Here is a 23395-nt window from a genome sequence, read left to right on the forward strand (position 1 = left end):
CGCGCGGCGTCAGGTCGTCGAGCGGAGCGCCGCCTCGGCGATCTTCTCGCAGTTCTCCATGCCGTACTCGTAGCCCATGTCGATCGGGTAGCGGACCATCACGCCCATCGTCCAGTTGTCGCCGATGGCCAGGCAGTTGATGTGCATCTCCTGCTCCCTGGTCCGGTCGATCCAGCCGTTCTTGATCGCGATCTTCTTCTGCTCGGCGGCCGGGAACGCCTTGCGGATACCGAAGTCACCGGCCCCGCGGACGAGCCGCATCTCGTTGAGCAGCCAGTTGGTCCACTTCGGGCCGGCGGCCCGACCGTCCTTGATGCAGGCGCCGAGGCGGGCGGTGTCCCGGGGGGAGAGGTTCGTCCGGCTCCAGCCGCCGTCGGCGGCCGGGCTGCTGTCGGTCAGGTCGCACATCGAGATCAGCCGCTTGATCGACGCGGACCGGCCGACGGAGTTGTAGAACTGCTCGGCCCGGGTGTTGTCGCTGTCCCGGATGATCTTCGTGGCGTCGGCCAGCTTCGCGTCGCTCGGCGTCTGCCCGGCGTCGGCGGCCCGGCGCAGGTAGTCGGCGACGATCCAGGACTTGATCAGCGACGCGGTGGTGCTGGTCTCGTCCATGTTCTCCGAGCCGAAGATCTCCCCGGTGCGGGTGTCCAGGACGCTCCAGGCGTACCAGCCCTCGATGTCGAGGTCGAGCTGCTTGTCGGCGAACGGCAGCGGCTCCGGCGACGGCGTCGGCGACAGGCTGGGCGACGTGGCGGGCCGCGAGCCGCGGTCCGCCGGCGCGTCGGTCGACCGGGCGGCCGGGACGGCGGGCTTGCCCCACCGGGCAGTCGCGTCCGACGCCAGCGGGGAGCCCGGCAGCAGCCGCAGGGAGACCAGCACCAGCGCGATCAGGACAGCGGCGACGACGATCAACCGCAGCGGCGACGCCTCGCGCCGCGCGCGGTTGTCCCGCCGGTTGCCCGCCATCAGAGCTTCCCGATCGGCTGCTGCGGCACCTTGAGCGCGGCGCCGGGCTGCGGGGTGACGAGCTGGGTGGCGACGCTGGCGCAGACCTTCGCGCCGTACGACAGCCCCTTGCTCTGCGGGTAGCGCAGCATTACCGCGAGGCTCCACTTCTCGGTGACCGCGAGGCAGTTGACGTGCCAGTTGCCGTCGTAGTTCAACGGCGTCCAGCCGTTCTTGATGCTGACCGGGCCCTGGGCCTTGATCTCGGCGGGCAGGCCGTCGACGATCCCCCACTTGCCGCCGCCGGACTTGAGCTGCTGCTCCTTGACGCTCCCGCGCACCTTGCTCATCTCGTCGAGCACCCACCTGGTCCACTTCGGCCCGGCCGCCTTTCCGTCGGCGATGCAGTCGCCGAGGCGGACGGCGTCCCGGGGGGACATCCGGGTGAAGCTCCAGTAGCCCTCGTACGTCGGAACGATGCCGCGCTTGGTGTCGGTGAGGCCGCAGATGGTGATCGCCCGCTTGAGTACCCGCCCCGGCTGGCCGTTCGGCGGTACGTCCCGGTACGATCCGCCCGCCGCGGTGAAGACCCGGTTCGCCGCGTCGTCGTTGCTGTCACGGATGGCGAGGCTGGCGTCCTTCTTCAGGCTGGCCGGCGGCTCCTTGTCGCCGAGCTGGCGCAGGTAGTCCGAGACGATCCAGGCCTTGATCATCGACTCGGTCGAGCTGGTCGAGGCCATGTTCTTCGAACCGGAGATCGCGCCGGTCGCCCGGTCCATCAGCGCCCAGCCGAAGAACTCGCCGGAGAAGCTCACCGAGACCGGGGCGGCGGCCAGGGTCGGCGGCGGCGGGGCGGTCGGCTCCGGGGCGGCCACGCTTCCCGCGCCGCCCGCGCCGCCCCCGCTGCCGCCGCTGTCGTCGCCGGCGAGGCGCGCGTACGCGGCGGGAACGAGCATGCCGCCACCGAGCAGGACCGCCACGACGGCGAGCACCATGGCCACGCGAGGTCGCATGAGTGGGTGAACTCCAGATGTCCGGGCCGGGGGAGCCGGCTGTTGTCCGTGATGGTCGGCGGGTCGCCGAGGCCGGGGGAGGTGACCTCCGGTCGGCTGGCGATCGCCGGCAGCCGATCAGTGACGGGCAGAAGTCTACGTCCGGACCGCCCCGACGCCAGGTACCCGACGCCCGGCAACTTGGTACGAAGGCGGGATAATGGCCCGCTACGCCTGCCTTGGGGTGAATCTCCTTCAAAAAGTGATCCATGCCACAGCCTGCGTGGCGCCTGCCAGGGGGTGTATCGGTGGGCCCGAATTCGAGATCGTCTCCGGAATCCTGTGACACTCCTCTGGTGTCGCCAGTGGCGAGCTGTAACACTTGCTGTCATGTATGGCAACGACTTCCCCGCCCCGGAGGACGCGCCCGGCGGCGGCCTGCTCGGCGAGGTGGAGGCGGCGGAGGCTGCCCTGCGCGAGGCGGCGGCCCGGCAGCGCGGCGGCGGCCCCGACCCGGGCGCCGACCTGGCGGCGTACTTCGCCGACGTGATCGCGGCCGACCAGAAGATCGAGCCCCGGGACTGGATGCCGGAGGCGTACCGGAAGACGCTGATCCGGCAGATCGCCCAGCACGCGCACTCCGAGATCATCGGGATGCAGCCGGAGGGGAACTGGATCAGCCGGGCGCCCTCGCTCAAGCGCAAGGCGATCCTGCTGGCCAAGGTCCAGGACGAGGCCGGGCACGGCCTCTACCTGTACGCGGCCGCCGAGACCCTCGGCGTCAGCCGGGACGAGCTGGTGGAGCTGCTGATCGAGGGCCGGCAGAAGTACAGCTCGATCTTCAACTACCCGACCCTCACCTGGGCCGACGTCGGCGCGATCGGCTGGCTGGTCGACGGCGCCGCGATCGTCAACCAGGTCCCGCTCTGCCGCTGCTCCTACGGGCCGTACGCGCGGGCGATGATCCGGGTCTGCAAGGAGGAGTCGTTCCACCAGCGGCAGGGCTACGAGATCCTGCACACTCTCGCCCACGGCACCCCGGCGCAGAAGGCGATGGCCCAGGAGGCGGTGGACCGCTGGTGGTACCCGTCACTGGCCATGTTCGGGCCGCCCGACGGCGACTCGACCCACTCCGCCCAGTCGATGGCCTGGAAGATCAAGCGCTTCTCCAACGACGAGCTGCGCCAGCGCTTCGTCGACATGTGTGTCGGCCAGGCCGAGATCCTCGGCCTCACCCTGCCCGACCCCGACCTGCGCTGGAACGACGAGCGGCAGTCGTACGACTACACCCAGCCGGACTACGACGAGCTGATGAGGGTGATCAAGGGCGACGGGCCGTGCAACCGGCAGCGGATGGAGCACCGCCGCCGCGCCCACGACGACGGCGCCTGGGTACGCGAGGCCGCCGCGACGTACGCGGCGAAGCAGAGGAACAAGGAGAAGGTGGCGGCATGACCAAGGAACCGTCGCCCTTGTGGGAGGTCTTCGTGCGGGCCCGGCGCGGCCTGTCGCACACCCACGTCGGCAGCCTGCACGCCCCCGACGCGGAGTTGGCCCTGCGCAACGCCCGCGACCTCTACACCCGCCGCCAGGAGGGCGTCTCCATCTGGGTGGTGCCGGCCGGCGCGATCACCGCGTCCAGCCCCGACGAGAAGGACGCCTTCTTCGACCCGGCGGCCGACAAGGTCTACCGCCACCCCACCTTCTACGAGGTGCCGGACGGGGTGGCCCACCTGTGAACGGCCCGTTCGCCCTCGCCCTCGCCCTCGGCGACGACGCGCTGATCGCGGCGCAGCGCCTCGCCGAGTGGACCAGCCGCGCGCCGGAGATGGAGGAGGACGTCGCCCTGGCGAACATCGCCCTCGACCAGCTCGGCGCGGCGCGCCTGCTGCTGACGTACGCGGGCGAGCTGGAGGGCGCCGGGCGGGACGAGGACGCGCTGGCGTACCTGCGCGACGACCGCGACTTCCGCAACTGCCTCCTGGTCGAGCTGCCCAACGGCGACTTCGCGGTGACCATGGCGAAGCTGTTCCTCCTGTCCGCGTACCAGCTCCCGCTGTACACGGCGCTGGCCGGCTGCGCCGACGAGCGGCTCGCCGCGATCGGCGCCAAGGCGCGCAAGGAGTCGGCGTACCACCTCGACCACGCCTCGCTGTGGGTGAAGCGGCTCGGCGACGGCACCGAGGAGTCGCACCGCCGGATGCGGGCGGCCCTGGACCAGGTCTGGCCGTACGTCCACGAGCTGTTCGCGCCGTGGTCCGGGGCGCCGGTCGACCCGGCGACCCTGCGGGCCGCGTTCGACGCGACCGTCGCGCCGGTCCTCGCCGAGGCGACGTTGCCCCGGCCGGCGGACGGCTGGGCCCCCGCCGGCGGGCGGGACGGCGTGCACACGGAGCACCTGTCGTACCTGCTGGCCGAGATGCAGGTGCTGCACCGCGCCCACCCCGGGGCCGAGTGGTGAGTGACCCGAGGGAGGCCGTGGCGGCGGTGGTGGATCCGGAGATCCGGGCGCTCACCATCGACGAGCTGGGCATCCTCCGGTCCGTCGACGAGGACCCGGCCACCGGCCGGGTCGTCGTGACGATCACCCCCACGTACACCGGCTGCCCGGCGATGGACGTGATCCGCGCCGACATCCGCCGGGCGCTCGCCGCGGCCGGTCACCCCGACGCGGAGATCCGCACGGTCCACGCCCCGGCCTGGAGCACCGACTGGATCTCCGCGTCCGGGCGGGCCAAGCTCGCCGCCGGCGGCATCGCCCCGCCGGCCCCCGCCCAGGCGGGCAACGTCGTGCCGTTGACCCTGGCCGTCCGCTGCCCGCGCTGCGGGTCGCCGGAAACCGAGCAGGTCAGCCGGTTCGGCTCCACCGCGTGCAAGGCCCTCTGGCGCTGCCGCGCCTGCTCCGAACCCTTCGACCACCTGAAGGCGCTGTGACTGTCACCATCACCCGCCCGGTCCGCCGCCGGCCGGCGTTCCACCCGCTGCCCGTCGCCGCCGTCGACCGGCTCACCGCCGACGCCGTGGCGATCACGTTCGCCGTGCCGGAGGAGCTGCGGGCGGCGTTCGCGTTCCGCGCCGGCCAGCATCTGACCGTGCGCCGTCCGGCCGACCCGGCCGGGGATGCCGGTGCGGCCGGCGAGGACGTGCGGCGGTCGTACTCGATCTGCTCCACGCCGGACGAGCTGGCCCGGCACGGACGGCTGCGGATCGGGGTGCGGGAGGTCCCCGGCGGTGCCTTCTCCACGTACGCCTGCGGCGCGCTGCGCGGCGGCGACACCGTCGAGGTGCTACCCCCGCTCGGCAACTTCACCACGGCGTTCGCGCCGGACCGGGTGCGCCACTACGGCGCGGTCGCCGCCGGCTCCGGGATCACCCCGGTGCTCGCGCTGGTCGCCACGGCGCTCGCCGTCGAGCCGGCCAGCACCTTCACCCTCGTGTACGGCAACCGCACGGCGAACTCGGTGATGTTCGCCGAGGAACTGGCCGACCTGAAGGACCGGTACCCGACCCGGCTGCACCTCGTACACGTGCTCTCCCGCGAGCAGGGCGAGTCGCCGCTGCTCTCGGGGCGGATCGACGCCGACCGGCTCAGCCGGCTGCTGGACAGCATCGTCCCGGGGGACGCGATCGAGGAGTGGTTCCTCTGCGGCCCGTACGGGATGGTGGCCGACGCCAAGGCGGTGCTGGCCGGGCGCGGCGTGCCGGACGCGACCGTGCACACCGAACTGTTCCACGTCGACGCGCCACCGGAGCCGGTCCGCCGCCCGGCGGACGAGCCCGGCGCCGGGGCCGAGGTGACCATCGTGCTGGACGGCCGCTCGTCGCGCTTCACGATGGGCCGCGAGGAACGGGTGCTGGACGCGGCGCTGAAGGTGCGCGGCGAGCTGCCGTACGCCTGCAAGGGCGGCGTCTGCTCGACCTGCAAGGCGAAGGTGGTCGACGGCGAGGTGACGATGGCCCGCAACTACGCCCTGGAGCCCGACGAGGTGGCGGCCGGCTACGTGCTCACCTGCCAGTCCAGCCCGGTCACCGACACCCTGACGGTCGACTACGACGCCTAGCCGGTCATGCGCACCTGGGGGGCGGTGATCAAGAGGATTGCGTCAGGATTCCGCGGCCCGCTGACGCAAACTTCTTGATCACCCGCGCCCCGACGCGCCTCACACGCGCTAGTACCCGGAACGGGCACGCGGCCTCATCGGCGTACTCTCGGGGGCGTGACGGTGAGCCGGGAGATCGACGACATCCTGCAGCGCGGCGCGGACGGCGGGCGGATCACGCCCGAGGAGGCGCTGCTGCTCTACACCGAGGCGCCCTTCCACGCGCTCGGCGAGGCGGCCGACGCGGTGCGCCGGCGGCGCTACCCGGACAACATCGTCACGTACCTGATCGACCGCAACATCAACTACACGAACGTCTGCGTGACGGCGTGCAAGTTCTGCGCCTTCTACCGGGCACCGAAGCACAGCGAGGGCTGGACCCACCCGACCGAGGAGATCCTGCGCCGCTGCGGCGAGGCGGTCGAGCTGGGCGCCACCCAGGTCATGCTCCAGGGCGGGCACCACCCCGACTACGGCGTGGAGTACTACGAGGAGCTGTTCTCCGCGGTCAAGCAGGCGTACCCGCAGCTGGCCATCCACTCGATCGGTCCCAGCGAGATCCTGCACATGGCCAAGGTCTCCGGGGTGAGCCTGGACGAGGCCATCGCGCGGATCAAGGTGGCCGGGCTGGACTCGATCGCGGGCGCCGGTGCCGAGATGCTGCCGGACCGCCCGCGCACGGCGATCGCGCCGCTGAAGGAGTCGGGCGCGCGGTGGCTGGAGGTCATGGAGCTGGCGCACCGCCAGGGCCTGGAGTCGACCGCCACGATGATGATGGGCACCGGCGAGACGAACGCCGAGCGGATCGAGCACCTCCGCATGATCCGCGACGTGCAGGACCGCACGGGGGGCTTCCGGGCGTTCATCCCGTGGACGTACCAGCCGGAGAACAACCACCTCAAGGGGCGGACGCAGGCCACGACCCTGGAGTACCTGCGGCTCATCGCGGTGGCCCGGCTCTTCTTCGAGACCGTGCCGCACCTGCAGGCGTCCTGGCTGACCACCGGGAAGGACGCGGGCCAGCTCGCCCTGCACATGGGAGTGGACGACCTCGGCTCGATCATGCTGGAGGAGAACGTCATCTCCTCGGCCGGCGCCCGGCACCGCTCCAACCTGCACGAGCTGATCGGCATGATCCGCTCGGCCGACCGCGTCCCCGCCCAGCGGGACACCCTGTACAACCGACTCGCGGTGCACCACACGCCGGCCGACGACCCGAGCGACGACCGCGTGGTCTCGCACTTCTCCTCGATCGCACTCCCAGGCGGTGGGGTCGGGAAGTCGTTGCCGCTGGTCGAGGTCAGCTGACGCCACGCGCGCGGGACGGTACCCTGTGTGATCGCGCGCCGGCCGGTCGGGCGGTGACCGGGTCGGCGTTCCGGACAGTTCTGCTCGGCCAGTCGGACGTGGTGTGCGTCTCATCCCTTTCGGGGGTCGCGCGGTTCACCCCCGATCGCTAACCTCCCGGGCGTCATGGTCTGAGCACCAGTCCTCCATCGGTCCGTGGGGGCCGTCCACATAACGCACCACGGCGGGGGTGGGACGGGCGACCGTCCCGCCCCCGCGACCTTCGTCACGGCACCCGACGCCGGTCGGCGGGCGGCCGACTGGCAGAGTGGGAGGGGTGAGCCGTACCCCGCAGGGCCAGCGCGCCAGCCTGGACAAGCAGCCGCACGAGGTCGCCGCGATGTTCGACGGCGTGGCGGAGCGCTACGACCTGACCAACACCGTCCTCTCGTTCGGTCAGGACCGGCTCTGGCGGCGGGCCACCCGGGCCGCCCTCGGGCTGCGCCCCGGCGAGCGGGTACTGGACGTCGGCGCGGGCACCGGCGTGTCCACGGAGGAGCTGGCGCAGTCCGGCGCGTACGCGGTGGGCGCCGACCTCTCCCTCGGCATGCTGTACGCCGGCAAGCGGAGCCGCCCGGCGGTGCCGCTGCTGGCCGGGGACGCGCTGCGGCTCCCGTTCGCCGACGGCGCCTTCGACGCGGTGACGATCTCCTTCGCCCTGCGTAACGTGGCCGACACCGACGCGGCGCTGCGCGAGCTGGCCCGGGTCACCCGGCCCGGCGGCCGGCTGGTCGTCTGCGAGTTCAGCACCCCGGTCAACCCCGCGTTCCGGACGGTCTACCTGTCGTACCTGATGCGGTCGCTGCCGGCGGTCGCCCGCGCCGTGTCCAGCAACCCGGAGGCGTACGTCTATCTCGCGGAGTCGATCCGCGCGTGGCCCGACCAGCCGGCCCTGGCGGCGCGGGTCGGCGCGGCCGGCTGGAGCCAGGTGGCCTGGCGCAACCTGAGCGGCGGCATCGTCGCCCTGCACCGCGCGGTCCGGGACGGGAGCTGATCCCGCCCGCGACGCCCTTTCGCCGGATTTTTGCGAATCGCGGAAATTCGTCCACTTTGCCCCTAAGCTCCGGGTATGACGGGAGTGGACCGGGGGCTCGGCTCGGCGCCGGACGACGACGCCGCGGAACTCGTCGCCCAGTTGAAGGAGTTGGCCGGCGCAGATCCCGCCGACGTCCGCCAGGTCGTCGCGGAGGTGCTCGCGGCGCTGGACCGGGTGGCCGGCGGGGCGCTGCGGGAGCACCTGCCGGAGGCGATCCGCGTCGATGCCGGCCTCGGCGGCCCTGCGCACGCCCCGCACTGACGCCCGGTGTGGACCTTGGCGGCTCTCACCTCGGCAAGTTAGGGCCGCCTAACCCGGCGGGAATGTAACGCCGGTCATAGACTCCACCCGACTGGCTTGTGAAGCATTTCACGAGCGTACGGGAGGAGGCGCAGATGACCGCGGTGGAGAACGACGCCGACGTGATCGTCGTGGGCGCCGGCCCCGGTGGCTCGGCGACCGCGTACCACCTGGCTCGGCACGGCGTACGGGTCCTGCTGCTGGAGAAGACCGAGTTCCCCCGGGAAAAGGTCTGCGGCGACGGGCTCACCCCGCGCGCCGTCCGCCAGTTGATCCGGATGGGCGTGGACACCTCGCCCGAGGCGGGCTGGCTGCGCAACCGCGGCCTGCGCGTGATCGGCGGCGGCATCCGCCTCGAACTGGACTGGCCCGACCTCGCGAGCTTCCCCAACTACGGGCTGGTCCGCACCCGGCTCGACTTCGACGACCTGCTCGCCCAGCGTGCCGTCGCGGCCGGGGCGAAGCTGCGCACCAGCGTCAACGTGACCGGCCCGGTGCTCGACGCCGCCGGCCGGGTGGTCGGCGTGGAGGCCGAGGTGGGTCCGGACAGGGAGCCCGGCACCTTCCGCGCCCCGCTGGTCGTCGCCGCCGACGGCGTCTCCGGACGCTTCCCGCTCTCCCTCGGCCTGACCAAGCGCGAGGACCGGCCGATCGGCGTGGCCGTCCGGCGCTACTACCGCTCGCCCGCGAAGCACGACGACGACTACCTGGAGTCGTGGCTGGAACTGCGCAGCAAGGGCAGCGACGCGCTGCTGCCCGGGTACGGCTGGATCTTCGGCCTCGGCGACGGCCGGGTGAACGTGGGCCTCGGCGTGCTCAACTCGTCCTCCGCCTTCGGCAAGACCAACTACCGGCGACTGCTGACCGACTGGCTGGCCAACACCCCCGAGGACTGGGGAATGACCGACGAGGCGAACGCCGAGGGTCCGATCCTCGGCGCGGCGCTGCCGATGGGCTTCAACCGGGTGCCGCACTACACCCGTGGGGCGATGCTGGTCGGCGACTCCGGCGGCATGGTGAACCCGTTCAACGGCGAGGGCATCGCGTACGCGATGGAGTCGGGCGAGCTGGCCGCGGAGGTCGCGGTGCAGGCCCTGGCCCGCCCGGCCGGCGCCGAGCGGGAGCGGGCGCTGATGGCGTACCCGACGGAGCTGAAGGCGCGATTCGGCGGCTACTACCGGCTCGGCGGCATCTTCGTGAAGCTGATCGGCCGGCCGGAGATCATGCGGATCGCGACGAAGCACGGCATGCCGCACCCGGCGCTGATGCGCTTCGTGCTCAAGCTGCTGGCCAACCTGACCGACCCGCGCGGCGGGGACGCGATGGACCGGGTCATCAACGCGATGACGAAGGCGGCGCCAGCGGTGTGAACCACCCCCGGCCCGCAGGTCGACGACCACCGCGACCTGCGAGATCGACCCCCGCCGACGGTGATCGTGAGGGACGTGAATAGTGTGATTTTGGCCAACCACCGCCGAGGGCAGGGAAGGACGAGCAGGAGACGACCATGACGCTCTCGCCTTACGCACCCATCATCGGGCTGTTCGCCCTCGCCGCGGCGTTCGCGCTGTTCTCCGTGGCCGCCGCCCGCTTCGCCGGCCCGCGCCGGTACAACAAGGCCAAGCTCGAGGCGTACGAGTGCGGCATCGAGCCCAGCCCGCAGCCGGTCGGGGGCGGCCGGTTCCCGGTGAAGTTCTACCTGACGGCGATGCTCTTCATCGTCTTCGACATCGAGATCATCTTCCTGTACCCCTGGGCGGTCTCCTTCGACGCCCTGCCGATCTTCGGCTTCGTGGAGATGGTCCTGTTCATCGTCGCGGTCTTCGTCGCGTACGCCTACGTGTGGCGCCGCGGCGGCCTGGACTGGGACTGAGGGAGGTACTCAGATGGGCATCGAGGAGAAGCTCCCGGCCGGCGTCCTGCTCACCAGCGTGGAGAAGCTGGTCAACTGGTCGCGGAAGACGTCCTTCTGGGGCGCCACCTTCGGCCTGGCCTGCTGCGCCATCGAGATGATGGCGGCCGGTGGCCCGCACTACGACCTGGGCCGCTGGGGCATGGAGGTGTTCCGCGCCTCGCCCCGGCAGGCCGACCTCATGATCGTGGCCGGCCGGGTCAGTCAGAAGATGGCCCCCGTCCTGCGCCAGATCTACGACCAGATGGCCGAGCCCCGCTGGGTGATCTCGATGGGCGTCTGCGCCAGCAGCGGCGGCATGTTCAACAACTACGCCATCGTGCAGGGCGTCGACCACATCGTGCCCGTCGACATGTACCTTCCGGGCTGCCCGCCCCGGCCGGAGATGCTCATCGACGCGATCCTCAAGCTCCGCGAGAAGGTCATGCACGAGCCGCTGGGCCCGAACGGTCGCAAGATGCTGGAGGCCCGCCAGGCCCGCGGCGACGTTCCGGTCGTCCCGTACGGCTCGATGCCGTCGTCGTACCGCAGTGACAAGGCCCGCCGCGCCGAGTGGACCAAGGCCGTCCGCGAGGGGCGTGAGGAGCAGCTGCGGATCGAGAACTGGATGAAGGCCCAGAACCACCTCCACCCGTACGGGGGCATCAAGTGACCGCACCTTCCGACAAGCCGAACACCGGCGGCCTGCCGGTGCCGGTGACGCCGGCCGGCGCCAGCAGCGGCGCGCCGGCCGAGCACCCGCCGGCCAGCCCGGCCGGGCGCGGCATGTTCGGCATCCATGGCACCGGCGACGTCTCCGGGTTCGGCGGCCTGGTCCGCCCGCGCAAGCCGGTCGAGGAGACCCCCCGGCCGTACGGGGGCTACTTCGACGAGGTCCGCGACGCGCTGGAGGAGGCGTACCCGGAGTTCGGGGAGGCGATCGAGAAGGTCGTCGTCGACCGGGGTGAGCTGACCCTGCACGTCCGCCCGGAGCGGATCGCCGAGGTCTGCCAGGTGCTGCGGGACGACCTCGCGCTGCGCTTCGAGCTGTGCTCCTCGGTGTCCGGGGTGGACTACCTGGGCGCCGACGAGCGGCGGCTGCACGTGGTCTACCAGCTCACCTCGATGACGTACCGACGCCGGGTCCGGCTGGAGGCCGCGGTCTCCGCCGAGGACCCGCACCTGCCGAGCGTCACCGGCGTCTACCCCACGGCCGACTGGCAGGAGCGGGAGACGTACGACATGTTCGGCATCGTCTTCGACGGCCACCCCAGCCTGACCCGGATCCTCATGCCGGACGACTGGGAGGGCCACCCCCAGCGCAAGGACTACCCGCTCGGCGGCGTCCCGGTCGAGTACAAGGGCGCTGAGATTCCCCCGCCGGACCGTCGGAGGTCTTACCAGTGAGCGCGAGGAGTGCGGCGAAGCGGAGCCCCAGTCGCCTGCGCGAGGAGCGAGCGAAGCGAGCCCCGCAGTCGCGGGCTGAGAACTGCGCAGTCGTGAACGGAGGGCCGGCACTGTGACCACGTCCAACTACGCGACCGAGCGTGAGACGAGCGAGGGCAGGGTCTTCACCGTCACCGGTGGAGACTGGGACTCCGTCGTCTCCGGCACCGACCCGATCAACGACGAGCGGATCGTCGTCAACATGGGTCCCCAGCACCCGTCGACCCACGGCGTGCTCCGGCTGGTCCTGGAGCTGGAGGGCGAGACCGTCCGGGAGATGCGGTCGGTCATCGGGTACCTGCACACCGGCATCGAGAAGAACCTCGAGTACCGCAACTGGGTGCAGGGCTCGACGTTCGTGACCCGGATGGACTACCTGTCCCCGCTGTTCAACGAGACGGCCTACGCGCTCGCGGTGGAGAAGCTGCTCGGCATCACCGACGACATCACCGAGCGGGCCAACACGATCCGGGTCCTGATGATGGAGCTGAACCGGATCTCCTCGCACCTGGTCTGGGTGGCCACCACGGCCATGGAGCTGGGCGCGGTCAACATGATGCTGTACGGCTTCCGCGAGCGGGAGTACATCCTCGAGATCTTCGAGCTCGTCACCGGGCTGCGGATGAACCACGCGTACGTCCGGCCGGGCGGCGTGGCACAGGACGTGCCGGACGACGCGATTGTCAAGATCCGCAAGTTCCTCCAGCTGATGCCGAAGCGGCTCAGGGAGTACGAGAACCTCCTCTCCGGCCAGCCGATCTGGGTCGAGCGCACCAAGAACGTCGCCGTGCTCGACGTGACCGGCTGCGTGGCGCTCGGCATCACCGGCCCGGTGCTCCGCTCGGCCGGCCTCGCCTGGGACCTGCGCAAGACCATGCCGTACTGCGGCTACGAGACGTACGAGTTCGACGTGCCGACGCACCCCGACGGCGACGTGTGGGGCCGCTACCAGGTCCGGCTCGCCGAGATCCGGGAGTCGCTCAAGCTGGTCGAGCAGGCGGTGGACCGGCTCGGCAAGCGCGGCCCGGTGATGGTGGCCGACAAGAAGATCGCCTGGCCGGCGCAGCTCGCCATCGGCGTCGACGGCATGGGCAACTCGCTGGAGCACGTCGCCAAGATCATGGGTCAGTCGATGGAGTCGCTGATCCACCACTTCAAGCTCGTCACCGAGGGCTTCCGGGTCCCGCCGGGCCAGGTGTACGTCGCCGTCGAGTCGCCCCGCGGCGAGCTGGGCGTGCACGCGGTCTCCGACGGCGGCACGCGGCCGTACCGGGTGCACTACCGGGAGCCGAGCTTCGTCAACCTCCAGGCGCTCCCGGCGATGGCCGAGGGTGGCCTGATCGCCGACGTGATCGCCGGTGGCGCCTCGCTGGACCCCGTGATGGGTGGTTGTGACCGGTGAGCGCGAGGAGTGAGCTTGCGAGCCCCAGTCGCCCGCGCGAGGAGCGGGCGAAGCGAGCCCCGCAGTCGCGGGCTGAGGACCGCGCAGTCGCGAACGGAAGGCGGCCCTGATGACTGTCTTTACCGATGAGACCCGGCAGCGGGCGCGCGAGATCATCGCGCGGTACCCGGCCGACCGGTCCCGGTCGGCGCTGCTGCCGCTGCTGCACCTGGTGCAGAACGAGGAGGGGTACGTCTCCCCGGCCGGCGTCGAGTTCTGCGCCGAGGTGCTCGGCCTGAACAAGGCCCAGGTCGGCGCGGTCGCCACCTTCTACACGATGTACAAGCGGCGGCCGACCGGCGACTACCTGGTCAGCGTCTGCACCAACACCATGTGCAACGTCCTCGGGGGGCAGGAGGTCTACGACACCCTGACCGAGCACCTGGGCGTCGGGCACGACGAGACCACCGCCGACGGGAAGATCACGCTGGAGCACGCCGAGTGCCTGGCGGCCTGCGACTACGGCCCGGTGCTCACGGTCAACTACGAGTTCTTCGACGGGATCGACCCGCAGACCGCGGTCGGGGTGGTCGACGAGCTGCGCGCCGGGGGCCGGCCGATGCCGACCCGGGGTGCCCGGCTCTGCACGCTGAGGGAGATGGCCGTCCAGCTCGCCGGTTTCGCCGACGAGCGCGAGGGTGCCGTCGCCGACAGTGGCCCGGGCGAGCCGACCCTGCGCGGGCTGCGGCTGGCCGAGCGGCACGGGATCTCGGTGCCCGGCTTCGACCCGAACACCCCGATCCGGAGCAAGGCCGAGGCCGAGCAGGCCGCCGCGGCGGCCAAGGCCGCGGCCGCGCAGCCGGAGCCGGCGAAGGCCGACGCGCCCCCGGCGCCGCGCGACGCCAAGGAGGCCGAGGCCGCCGGTGCCGCCGCGAACCCGCCGGCCAGCGACGCCAAGCCCGCCGGCGACGAGGCCGGCCCGCAGGAGCGCTCCCTCAAGGAGGCCCAAAAGTGACGACCCCCCGGCCGGAGACCCTGGCCAAGCTGACGCCGGTGCTGACCAAGCGCTGGCTGTCGCCGGACGCCTGGCAGATCGGCACCTACGAGAGGCTCGACGGCTACGCCGCGCTGCGCAAGGCGCTCAGGGCCCACCCGGACGACCTGATCCAACTCGTCAAGGACTCCGGCCTGCGCGGGCGCGGCGGCGCCGGCTTCCCGACCGGTCTCAAGTGGGGCTTCATCCCGCAGGGCGACGGCAAGCCGCACTACCTGGTGGTCAACGCCGACGAGGGCGAGCCGGGCACCTGCAAGGACCTCCCGCTGATGACCCACGACCCGCACTCGCTGGTCGAGGGCGTGATCATCGCCTCGTACGCGATCCGCGCCAACCGGGCGTACATCTACATCCGGGGCGAGGCCGTGTACGCCGCCCGCCGGCTGCGCAACGCCGTGCAGGAGGCGTACGCCAAGGGCTACCTCGGGCGGAACATCCTGGGCTCCGGGTTCGACCTGGACCTGGTGGTGCACTCCGGCGCCGGGGCGTACATCTGCGGTGAGGAGACCGCGCTGCTGGACTCGCTGGAGGGCTTCCGGGGCCAGCCCCGGCTGCGCCCGCCGTTCCCGGCGACCCACGGCCTGTACGCCAGCCCGACGGTGGTCAACAACGTCGGCACCATCGCCAGCGTGCCGTACATCGTGCTCGGCGGGGCCGAGTGGTGGAAGACCATGGGCACGGAGAAGTCCTCCGGACCGATGATCTACTCCCTCTCCGGCCGGATCGCCAACCCCGGCCAGTACGAGTGCTCGATGGGCGTCACCCTGCGGGAGCTGCTGGAGCTGGCCGGCGGGATGCAGCCGGGGCACAACCTGAAGTTCTGGACCCCGGGCGGCTCGTCCACCCCGCTGCTCACCGCCGAGCACCTGGACGTGCCGCTGGACTTCGAGTCGGTGGCGGCGGCGGACTCGATCCTGGGCACCACGGCCACCCAGATCTTCTCGGACCAGGACTGCCCGGTGTACGCGGTGTACCGGTGGCTGGAGTTCTACCACCACGAGTCCTGCGGCAAGTGCACCCCGTGCCGCGAGGGCAACTACTGGATGGTCCGGGTCTACCGGCGGATCCTCGCCGGCCAGGGCACCCACGAGGACCTGGACACCCTGCTCGACACCTGCGACAACATCCTCGGCCGCTCGTTCTGCGGCCTCGGTGACGGTGCCACCAGCTCGGTGACCTCCTCCCTCAAGTACTTCAAGCAGGACTACCTCGACTACATCGAGGGACGTACCGCACCCAAGTTGTCGGAGAAGCGGCTGGTGGGGGCGCACTGATGAGCGCGAGGAACGAGCTTGCGAGTCCCGCAGTCGCGAATGGAAGGCGACTCTGATGACCGACGTAGCCAAGCAGACCGAGACCGTCACGCTCACCATCGACGGCGTCGAGGTCACCGCCCCCAAGGGCGCCCTGCTGATCCGGGTCGCCGAGCAGCTGGGCACCGAGATTCCGCGCTTCTGCGACCACCCGCTGCTGGCCCCGGCCGGCGCCTGCCGGCAGTGCCTGGTGGAGGTGGAGGGCCAGCGCAAGCCGGTCGCCTCCTGCACCCAGACGGTCGCCGAGGGCATGGTGGTCCGTACGCAGCTCACCTCCCCGGTCGCCAAGAAGGCGCAGGAGGGGGTCATGGAGCTGCTGCTGCTCAACCACCCGCTCGACTGCCCGATGTGCGACAAGGGCGGCGAGTGCCCGCTGCAGAACCAGGCGATGTCCACCGGCCGGTCGGACTCCCGGTTCCACGAGCACAAGCGGGAGTACCCGAAGCCGCTGCCGATCAGCACGCAGGTGCTGCTCGACCGCGAGCGCTGCGTGCTCTGCCAGCGCTGCACCCGGTTCTCCGAGGAGATCGCCGGCGACAAGTTCATCGACCTGATGAACCGGTCGTCCGCCGAGGAGATCAACATCTACCGGGACGACGCGTACGGCGCGGACTCCGGGGATGCGGCGGGTGACGTCCCGTTCAACTCGTACTTCTCCGGCAACACCGTGCAGATCTGCCCGGTGGGCGCCCTGACCGGCACGCAGTACCGGTTCCGGGCCCGCCCGTTCGACCTGGTCTCCAGCCCCAGCGTCTGCGAGCACTGCTCGGCCGGCTGCGCCCAGCGCACCGACTGGCGGCGCGGCAAGGTGCTGCGCCGGCTGGCCGGCGACGACCCGGCGGTGAACGAGGAGTGGAACTGCGACAAGGGCCGCTGGGGCTTCCAGTACACCCGGGCCTTCGACCGGCTCACCACCCCGCTCGTCCGCGACGGCAAGCACGGTGAGCTGCGCGAGGCGTCGTGGAGCGAGGCGCTTTCCGTCGCCGCCGAGGGGCTGCGCGCCGCCCGGGACGCGGCCCAGGGCACGGCCGTGCTGACCGGCGGCCGGCTGACCGTCGAGGACGCCTACGCGTACGCGAAGTTCGCCCGCGTCGCCCTGAACACCAACGACATCGACTTCCGGGCCCGGCCGGTCTCCCGCGAGGAGGCCGACTTCCTGGCCAGCCGCGTCGCCGGGGTCACCGACGTGACCTACGCCGACGTGGAGAAGGCGCCGGCGGTGGTGCTGGTCGGCCTGGAGCCGGAGGAGGAGTGCCCGATCCTCTTCCTGCGGCTGCGCAAGGCGTACCTGAAGAAGAAGCTCACGGTGTACGCGATCGCGCCGTTCGCGACCCGCGGCCTGGAGAAGCTCGGGGCCAAGCTGGCCCGGGTGGTGCCGGGCGAGGAGGCGAGCGTGCTCGCCGAGCACGCCACCGCGGCCGAGGCGCTCGGCGCCGAGGGCGCGATCCTGTTCGTCGGCGAGCGGCTGGCCGAGGTGCCGGGTGGCCTGTCGGCCGCGGCGGACGTCGCCCGGCGTACCGGCGCGAAGCTGGCCTGGGTGCCGCGGCGCGCGGGCGACCGCGGCGCGGTCGACGCCGGCTGCCTGCCGAACCTGCTCCCCGGCGGCCGGCCGGTCACCGAGCCGGCCGCGCGGGCCGAACTGGGCGAGGCGTGGGACATCCCGGCCGGGGTGATCCCGAGCCAGGCCGGCCGGGACACCGACGGCATCCTCGCCGCCGCCGCGAACGGCCAGCTCGGCGCGCTCGTGGTCGCCGGTGTCGACCCGGCCGACCTGGCCGACCCGCGGCTGGCCGAGCAGGCCCTCGACGCGGTGCCGTTCCTGGTCAGCCTGGAGCAGCGGATGAGCGCGGTGGCCCGCCGCGCCGACGTGGTCTTCCCGGTCGCCCCCGTGGTCGAGAAGGCCGGCAGCTTCCTGGACTGGGAGGGCCGGCTGCGCACCTTCGAGGCGGTGCTGCACACCGCCGCGATGACCGACGGCCGGGTGCTGGACGCCCTCGCCGCGCAGCTGGACGTGCCGCTCGGCACCGGCGACGTGCTCAGCGTCCGCCGCGAGCTGGGCTCGCTCGCGCCGACCCGGGCGGACCGGCCGTCCGCGCCGTCCGTCGAGCCGGCGGCGGTGCCGCGGCCCGGCGCCGGCGAGGCCGTGCTGGCGACCTGGCACCAGCTCGTCGACCTCGGCAGCCTCACCGACGGCGACGAGCACCTCGCCGGCACCGCCCGCCCGCCGGTGGTCCGGCTCGGCAAGGGCACCGCGGAGGCGCTGGGCGTCGCCGACGGTGAGCCGGTGACGGTGGGCACCGACCGCGGGGCGCTGACCCTGCCGGCGGCGATCACCGAGATGCCGGACGGCGTCGTCTGGCTGCCGACCAACTCGCCCGGCTCGACCGTCCGGCGCAGCCTCGGGGCGACGTCCGGCACCGTCGTGAAGATCACGGCCGCTGCCGTCGCCGCCGACGCGGCCGGCCGCCCGGGTCCCCTTCTCAACGCTGGGGGTGTCCAGTGAACTACCTGGCCGCGCAGGACCCGACGCTGGCCGACTTCGGCAAGGACCCGTGGTGGCTGGTCCTCATCAAGATCCTGTTCGCCTTCGTGTTCGGCCTGCTGGCCACGCTGCTGGGCGTCTGGTTCGAGCGCCGCGTCGTCGGCCGCATGGCGGTGCGGCCAGGCCCGAACCAGGCCGGCCCGTTCGGCCTGCTCCAGACTCTCGCCGACGGCCTCAAGATGGCCTTCAAGGAGGACATCCTCCCGAGGGCGGCGGACAAGGTCGTCTTCTTCTTCGCGCCGACCATCTCGGTGATCTGCGCGGTCACCGCGCTGTCGGTGGTGCCGTTCGGCCCGATGGTGAGCATCTTCGGCCACCACACGCCGCTGCAGGTCACCGACGTGCCCGTCGCGGTGCTGGTGCTGCTGGCCTGCTCGTCGCTGGGCGTCTACGGCATCGTGCTCGGCGGGTGGGCGTCGGGCTCGACGTACCCGCTGCTGGGCGGCCTGCGCTCCAGCGCCCAGATGATCTCGTACGAGGTCGCGATGGGGCTGAGCATCGTGGCGGTGTTCATGACCGCCGGCACGATGTCCACCAGCGGAATCGTCGCCGCCCAGGGGGACGCCACCCGGCTGACCGTCTTCGGCACCGAGATCCCGGCCCCCGGCTGGTACGCGATCCTGCTGCTGCCGAGCTTCATCATCTTCTTCATCGCCACCGTCGGTGAGACCAACCGGGCACCGTTCGACCTCCCCGAGGCCGAGTCCGAGCTGGTCGCCGGCTTCATGACCGAGTACAGCTCGCTGAAGTTCGCGCTGTTCATGCTCAGCGAGTACGTGGCGATGGTGACCATGTCGGCGGTCACCACGACGCTGTTCCTCGGCGGCTGGCGGGCGCCCTGGCCGATCACCCTGTGGGAGGGCGCCAACTCCGGCTGGTGGCCCATGCTGTGGTTCTTCGGCAAGGTGCTGATCCTGGTCTTCGTCTTCGTCTGGCTGCGGGGCACCCTGCCCCGGCTCCGGTACGACCAGTTCATGCGCTTCGGCTGGAAGGTGCTGCTGCCGATCAACCTGGTCTGGATCCTGGTCCTGTCCGGCCTGCGCTCCATCGAGGACTGGCAGACCCGGGACCGCCTGCTCGCCACCGCCGTCGGCGCGGGCGTGCTGCTGCTGGTCACGCTGTTCTGGCCGAGCCGCAAGCCGCAGCCGAAGCCGACGCTCCAGGAGCAGGTCAACAGCCGCCCGCACGGCAGCTTCCCGCTGCCGCCGATGGACCTTCAAGTGCCACCGAGCCCGCGCACCAAGCGCGTGGTCGCCGAGCGGGAGCCGGCCAACGTCACTGCCGGCTCCGACCCCAGGGAGGTGTGACGTGGGCGCGATCACCGGAACGTTCAAGGGCTTCGGGGTCACCTTCTCGCACATGTTCAGGAAGGTCGTCACCACCGACTACCCGTTCAAGCCGCCGGTCTCGGCGCCGCGCTACCACGGGCGGCACATCCTCAACCGGCACCCGGACGGCCTGGAGAAGTGCATCGGCTGCGAGCTGTGCGCCTGGGCCTGCCCGGCCGACGCGATCTACGTCGAGGGCGGGGACAACACCGAGGAGCAGCGCTTCTCCCCGGGCGAGCGGTACGCCAGCACGTACCAGATCAACTACGCCCGCTGCATCTTCTGTGGGCTCTGCATCGAGGCGTGCCCGACCCGCTCGCTCACCATGAGCAACGAGTACGAGCTGGCCCGGGACAACCGGCAGGATCTGATCTTCACGAAGGAGCAGTTGCTCGCGCCGCTGCTGGAGGGCATGGAGCAGCCGCCGCACCCGATGCGGCTCGGGGACAGCGAGAAGGACTACTACGTCGGCGCGCTGTCCAACCCGGGCACCTCGGCCGGCGCGGAGCACGCGGCCAACAGCCCCGGCCGGTACCAGGTCGAGGAGCACCCCGGGGTGACCTTCCCCGGCGCCGAGCAGCACGCCCAGCGGGCGGCGGCGGGCAAGGGAGACGAGGCATGACCACGCAGACGGTGCTCGCCGCGGCGGGCGGGGTCTCCGGCGGCGAGGAGGTCACCTTCTGGATCCTCGCCCCGCTGGCGCTGATCGGCGCGATCGGCATGATCGCGGCACGCAACGCCGTGCACTCGGCGCTGTGGCTGGTGCTGACCATGCTCTGCCTGGGCGTGTTCTACGTGCTCCAGGCCGGACCGTTCATCGGCATGGTGCAGATCATCGTCTACACCGGCGCGATCATGATGCTCTTCCTGTTCGTGCTGATGCTGGTGGGCCGGGACGCCTCGGACTCGTTGATCGAGACGCTGCGCGGCCAGCGGGTCGCCGCCGTGCTGCTCGGCCTCGGCTTCGCCGGCCTGGTCGGCACCGGCCTCTACCGGGCGCTCGACGGCGTCCCGGCGGTCGGCCTGGAGCAGGCCAACGCCGAGGGGAACGTGCAGGGCATCGCCCGACTGCTGTTCACCAAGTACGTCTTCGCCTTCGAGCTGACCTCGGCCCTGCTGATCACGGCGGCGGTCGGCGCGATGGTGCTGGCCCACATCGAGCGGCGCAAACAGGACAAGCTCGACCAGCCGAGGACCATGCGGGCCCGCTTCGCCCCAGGCAACTACCCCGGCCCGAAGCCCGGCCCGGGTGTCTTCGCCACCTCCTCCTCGGTGGCCACGCCGGCCCGCCTGCCGGACGGCAAGCTGAGCGAGCGCAGCATCCCGGAGATCCTGCCGGCCCGGGAGCTGACGGCCGAGGAGACCTCGCTGAAGGGGACAGACCGGTGAGCGCGAGGAGTGCAGCGGAGCGGAGCCCCGCAGTCGCGAACGAAAGGGAGGCTCGGGCATGACCCCGGACTACTACCTGGTCCTCGCCGCGGTGCTGTTCACCATCGGCGCGGTGGGGGTGCTCATCCGGCGCAACGCGATCGTGCTGTTCATGTGCGTCGAGCTGATGCTGAACGCCGCCAACCTGACCCTGGTCACGTTCAGCCGGATCAACGGTGACCTGAACGGCCAGATCATGGCGTTCTTCGTGATGGTGGTGGCCGCGGCCGAGGTCGTGGTCGGCCTCGCGATCATCATGTCCATCTTCCGGACCCGGCGCTCCGCGAGCGTCGACGACGCCAACCTGCTCAAGTACTAAAGGGGCCAGCAGTGGGAGAGATTCTGATGAACGCCCCGGCCGAACCGGCAGGAGCCGTCGCCTACGCTCCGGCGAGTGGGCTGCTCGGCAGCGTGTGGCTGCTGGTGGCGATCCCGCTGGCCAGCGCGGCGATCCTGCTGCTGCTGGGCCGGCGGGCCGACCGCTGGGGGCACTGGCTCGGGGTGGCGGCCGTGGGTGCCTCCTTCGTGCTCGGCCTGACCTACTTCTTCCAGCTGCGCGGCCTGGAGAACAAGTCGGTCGAGCGGAGCCTGTGGGACTTCATCGCCGTCGGCGACTTCCGGGTGGACTTCGGCCTGCTGTTCGACCCGCTCGCCGCGGTCTTCGTCCTGCTGATCACCGGCGTGGGCTTCCTGATCCACCTGTACGCGGTCGAGTACATGGCGCACGACGAGGGCCGGCGACGGTTCTTCGGGTACTTCAACCTGTTCGTCGCCGCGATGCTCCTGCTGGTGCTCGGCAACAACTACGTGATGCTCTACTTCGGCTGGGAGGGCGTCGGCCTGGCGTCGTACCTGCTGATCTCGTTCTGGTACGGCCGGCCGAGCGCGGCCACCGCCGGTAAGAAGGCGTTCCTGATGAACCGGGTCGGCGACGCCGGCCTGGCGATCGGCATCTTCATCATGTTCGCCACCCTCGGCACCACCCAGTACGACGAGGTGTTCACCGGGGTCGGCTCGCTGACCGCGACGACCGTGCTGGTGCTGGGCCTGCTGCTGCTGCTCGGGGCGACCGGCAAGTCCGGCCAGTTCCCGCTCCAGGCGTGGCTGCCGGACGCGATGGAGGGCCCGACCCCGGTGTCGGCGCTCATCCACGCCGCGACCATGGTCACCGCCGGCGTCTACCTGATCGCCCGGTCCAACCCGATCTTCTCGGCCAACTCGACGCTCCAGCTCGTGGTGGTCGGCGTCGGCGCGCTGACGCTGCTGATCGGCTGCGTCATCGGCGCGGCCAAGGACGACATCAAGCGGGTCCTGGCCTGGTCGACGGTGAGTCAGATCGGCTACATGTTCCTCGGCGTCGGCCTGGGCGGTGGCGCGTACGCGCTGGCCATCCTGCACCTGCTGGCGCACGGCTTCTTCAAGGCCAACATGTTCCTCGGCGCCGGCTCGGTCATGCACGGCATGAAGGACCAGGTGGACATCCGCCGCTTCGGCAGCCTCTCGAAGCACATGAAGGTCACCTGGCTGACCTTCATGATGGGTTGGCTGGCCATCATCGGCATCCCGCCGCTCTCCGGCTACTTCTCGAAGGAGCCGATCATCGCGACCGCGTTCGAGCGGGGGGACTGGACGTCCTGGCTCTTCGGCGGCGCCGCGCTGCTCGGCGCAGGGCTGACCGCCTTCTACATGACCCGACTCTTCGTGCTCACCTTCCACGGCCCGGCCCGCTGGACCGAGGAGATCGAGCACCCGCACGAGTCGCCGAAGCTGATGACGGTCCCGCTGATCCTGCTGGCGATCGGCTCGATCGCGGCCGGCTTCCTGATGAAGAGCTCGGTGCCGGACTGGCTGACCGCCACCGCCGGCCTGGGCGGCGAGCACGCCGAGCACGAGGCCGTCCTCGCGCACTGGCTGATCACCGTGCTCTCGCTGCTGGTCACCGTGGCCGGGGCCGGGCTGGCCTGGTTCCTGTTCCGCAACGGCACGGCCACCGAGCCGCAGCCGGCTGGTGTGCTGGTCACGGCCGCCCGGCGCAACCTGTACACCGACGCCTTCAACGAGGCGGTCTTCGAGAAGCCGGGGATCTTCCTCACCCGGGCGCTGGTGTTCCTCGACAACCGGGGCGTCGACGGGCTGGTCAACGGCCTCGCCGCCGCGGTGGGCGGGGGCTCGGGCAGGCTCCGGCGGCTGCAGACCGGCTTCGTCCGGTCGTACGCGACGTCGATCCTGGCCGGCGCGCTGCTGGTGGTGGCGGCGTTCCTGGCGGTGCAGGCGGGGTGGCTCGCGTGACCG

At 71.4% G+C, this 23395-nt stretch carries 23 protein-coding genes; 21 read left to right on the forward strand and 2 right to left on the reverse strand.

What is annotated here, in order from left to right; genetic code table 11:
* Positions 1–9 precede the first annotated feature (9 nt).
* Positions 10–966, reverse strand: coding sequence for a serine hydrolase (locus tag JD77_RS13950; protein WP_145774776.1), 957 nt, complete (start codon positions 964–966; stop codon positions 10–12).
* Complete coding sequence (locus tag JD77_RS13955) at positions 966–1958, reverse strand: hypothetical protein (protein ID WP_145774777.1); 993 nt, start codon at positions 1956–1958, stop codon at positions 966–968. Before JD77_RS13955 ends, JD77_RS13950 begins: the two co-directional genes overlap by 1 nt.
* Before the next feature lie 369 nt (positions 1959–2327).
* Here JD77_RS13955 and paaA point away from each other — a divergent pair, with 369 nt between their 5' ends.
* The 21 genes from paaA (at position 2328) to nuoL (ending at position 23392) form a co-directional block, all read left to right on the forward strand.
* Positions 2328–3392 carry a 1,2-phenylacetyl-CoA epoxidase subunit PaaA gene (paaA, locus tag JD77_RS13960; protein WP_145774778.1) on the forward strand — a complete coding sequence of 355 codons (1065 nt, stop codon included), beginning with the start codon at positions 2328–2330 and terminating at the stop codon, positions 3390–3392.
* Positions 3389–3676, forward strand: a complete 288-nt coding sequence (paaB, locus tag JD77_RS13965; RefSeq protein WP_145774779.1) for a 1,2-phenylacetyl-CoA epoxidase subunit PaaB — start codon at positions 3389–3391, stop codon at positions 3674–3676. Before paaA ends, paaB begins: the two co-directional genes overlap by 4 nt.
* Positions 3673–4398: a 1,2-phenylacetyl-CoA epoxidase subunit PaaC gene (gene paaC / locus JD77_RS13970; RefSeq protein ID WP_145774780.1), complete on the forward strand. Its 726-nt coding sequence runs from the start codon at positions 3673–3675 to the stop codon at positions 4396–4398. The genes paaB and paaC overlap by 4 nt, the downstream gene beginning before the upstream one ends.
* Positions 4395–4871, forward strand: coding sequence for a 1,2-phenylacetyl-CoA epoxidase subunit PaaD (paaD, locus tag JD77_RS13975; RefSeq protein ID WP_145774781.1), 477 nt, complete (start codon positions 4395–4397; stop codon positions 4869–4871). Before paaC ends, paaD begins: the two co-directional genes overlap by 4 nt.
* Positions 4868–5998 carry a 1,2-phenylacetyl-CoA epoxidase subunit PaaE gene (gene paaE / locus JD77_RS13980; RefSeq protein ID WP_145774782.1) on the forward strand — a complete coding sequence of 377 codons (1131 nt, stop codon included), beginning with the start codon at positions 4868–4870 and terminating at the stop codon, positions 5996–5998. Before paaD ends, paaE begins: the two co-directional genes overlap by 4 nt.
* Positions 5999–6154: 156 nt before the next feature.
* Positions 6155–7345 (forward strand): cyclic dehypoxanthinyl futalosine synthase, encoded by a 1191-nt coding sequence (mqnC, locus tag JD77_RS13985; RefSeq protein ID WP_145774783.1) that lies wholly within the window; start codon positions 6155–6157, stop codon positions 7343–7345.
* Positions 7346–7661: 316 nt separating this feature from the next.
* Positions 7662–8378, forward strand: coding sequence for a demethylmenaquinone methyltransferase (locus JD77_RS13990; RefSeq protein ID WP_145774784.1), 717 nt, complete (start codon positions 7662–7664; stop codon positions 8376–8378).
* Positions 8379–8453: 75 nt separating this feature from the next.
* Entirely contained in the window at positions 8454–8681 is a 228-nt protein-coding gene (locus tag JD77_RS13995; protein ID WP_145774785.1) for a hypothetical protein, read from the forward strand.
* A 134-nt stretch (positions 8682–8815) separates the two neighbouring features.
* Complete coding sequence (locus JD77_RS14000; protein ID WP_145774786.1) at positions 8816–10090, forward strand: geranylgeranyl reductase family protein; 1275 nt, start codon at positions 8816–8818, stop codon at positions 10088–10090.
* Positions 10091–10227: 137 nt separating this feature from the next.
* The gene (locus tag JD77_RS14005; RefSeq protein ID WP_145774787.1) at positions 10228–10593 is read left to right on the forward strand and encodes an NADH-quinone oxidoreductase subunit A; all 366 of its coding nucleotides are present in this window, start codon (positions 10228–10230) and stop codon (positions 10591–10593) included.
* Between the two features lie 13 nt (positions 10594–10606).
* Positions 10607–11284: a NuoB/complex I 20 kDa subunit family protein gene (locus JD77_RS14010; RefSeq protein WP_145774788.1), complete on the forward strand. Its 678-nt coding sequence runs from the start codon at positions 10607–10609 to the stop codon at positions 11282–11284.
* Positions 11281–12018 (forward strand): NADH-quinone oxidoreductase subunit C, encoded by a 738-nt coding sequence (locus JD77_RS14015; RefSeq protein WP_145774789.1) that lies wholly within the window; start codon positions 11281–11283, stop codon positions 12016–12018. The genes JD77_RS14010 and JD77_RS14015 overlap by 4 nt, the downstream gene beginning before the upstream one ends.
* 112 nt (positions 12019–12130) lie before the next feature.
* The gene (locus tag JD77_RS14020) at positions 12131–13459 is read left to right on the forward strand and encodes an NADH-quinone oxidoreductase subunit D (protein WP_145774790.1); all 1329 of its coding nucleotides are present in this window, start codon (positions 12131–12133) and stop codon (positions 13457–13459) included.
* Between the two features lie 109 nt (positions 13460–13568).
* Complete coding sequence (nuoE, locus tag JD77_RS14025) at positions 13569–14453, forward strand: NADH-quinone oxidoreductase subunit NuoE (RefSeq protein ID WP_145774791.1); 885 nt, start codon at positions 13569–13571, stop codon at positions 14451–14453.
* Positions 14450–15766, forward strand: coding sequence for an NADH-quinone oxidoreductase subunit NuoF (nuoF, locus tag JD77_RS14030; RefSeq protein ID WP_145774792.1), 1317 nt, complete (start codon positions 14450–14452; stop codon positions 15764–15766). Before nuoE ends, nuoF begins: the two co-directional genes overlap by 4 nt.
* 55 nt (positions 15767–15821) lie before the next feature.
* Positions 15822–18308, forward strand: a complete 2487-nt coding sequence (locus tag JD77_RS14035) for an NADH-quinone oxidoreductase subunit G (protein ID WP_145774793.1) — start codon at positions 15822–15824, stop codon at positions 18306–18308.
* A 5-nt stretch (positions 18309–18313) separates the two neighbouring features.
* Positions 18314–19654, forward strand: coding sequence for an NADH-quinone oxidoreductase subunit NuoH (nuoH, locus tag JD77_RS14040; RefSeq protein ID WP_387227729.1), 1341 nt, complete (start codon positions 18314–18316; stop codon positions 19652–19654).
* Position 19655: 1 nt separating this feature from the next.
* A complete protein-coding gene (gene nuoI, locus JD77_RS14045) occupies positions 19656–20297 on the forward strand; it encodes an NADH-quinone oxidoreductase subunit NuoI (protein ID WP_145774795.1) in 642 nt (213 codons plus the stop codon).
* The gene (locus tag JD77_RS14050) at positions 20294–21064 is read left to right on the forward strand and encodes an NADH-quinone oxidoreductase subunit J (RefSeq protein ID WP_145774796.1); all 771 of its coding nucleotides are present in this window, start codon (positions 20294–20296) and stop codon (positions 21062–21064) included. The genes nuoI and JD77_RS14050 overlap by 4 nt, the downstream gene beginning before the upstream one ends.
* Before the next feature lie 58 nt (positions 21065–21122).
* Positions 21123–21422, forward strand: a complete 300-nt coding sequence (gene nuoK / locus JD77_RS14055) for an NADH-quinone oxidoreductase subunit NuoK (protein ID WP_145774797.1) — start codon at positions 21123–21125, stop codon at positions 21420–21422.
* Between the two features lie 26 nt (positions 21423–21448).
* On the forward strand, positions 21449–23392 hold the full coding sequence (gene nuoL / locus JD77_RS14060; protein ID WP_145777579.1) for an NADH-quinone oxidoreductase subunit L: 1944 nt from the start codon (positions 21449–21451) through the stop codon (positions 23390–23392).
* Positions 23393–23395 lie beyond the last annotated feature (3 nt).

This window comes from Micromonospora olivasterospora, from assembly GCF_007830265.1.
Classification (GTDB): Bacteria; Actinomycetota; Actinomycetes; order Mycobacteriales; family Micromonosporaceae; genus Micromonospora; species Micromonospora olivasterospora.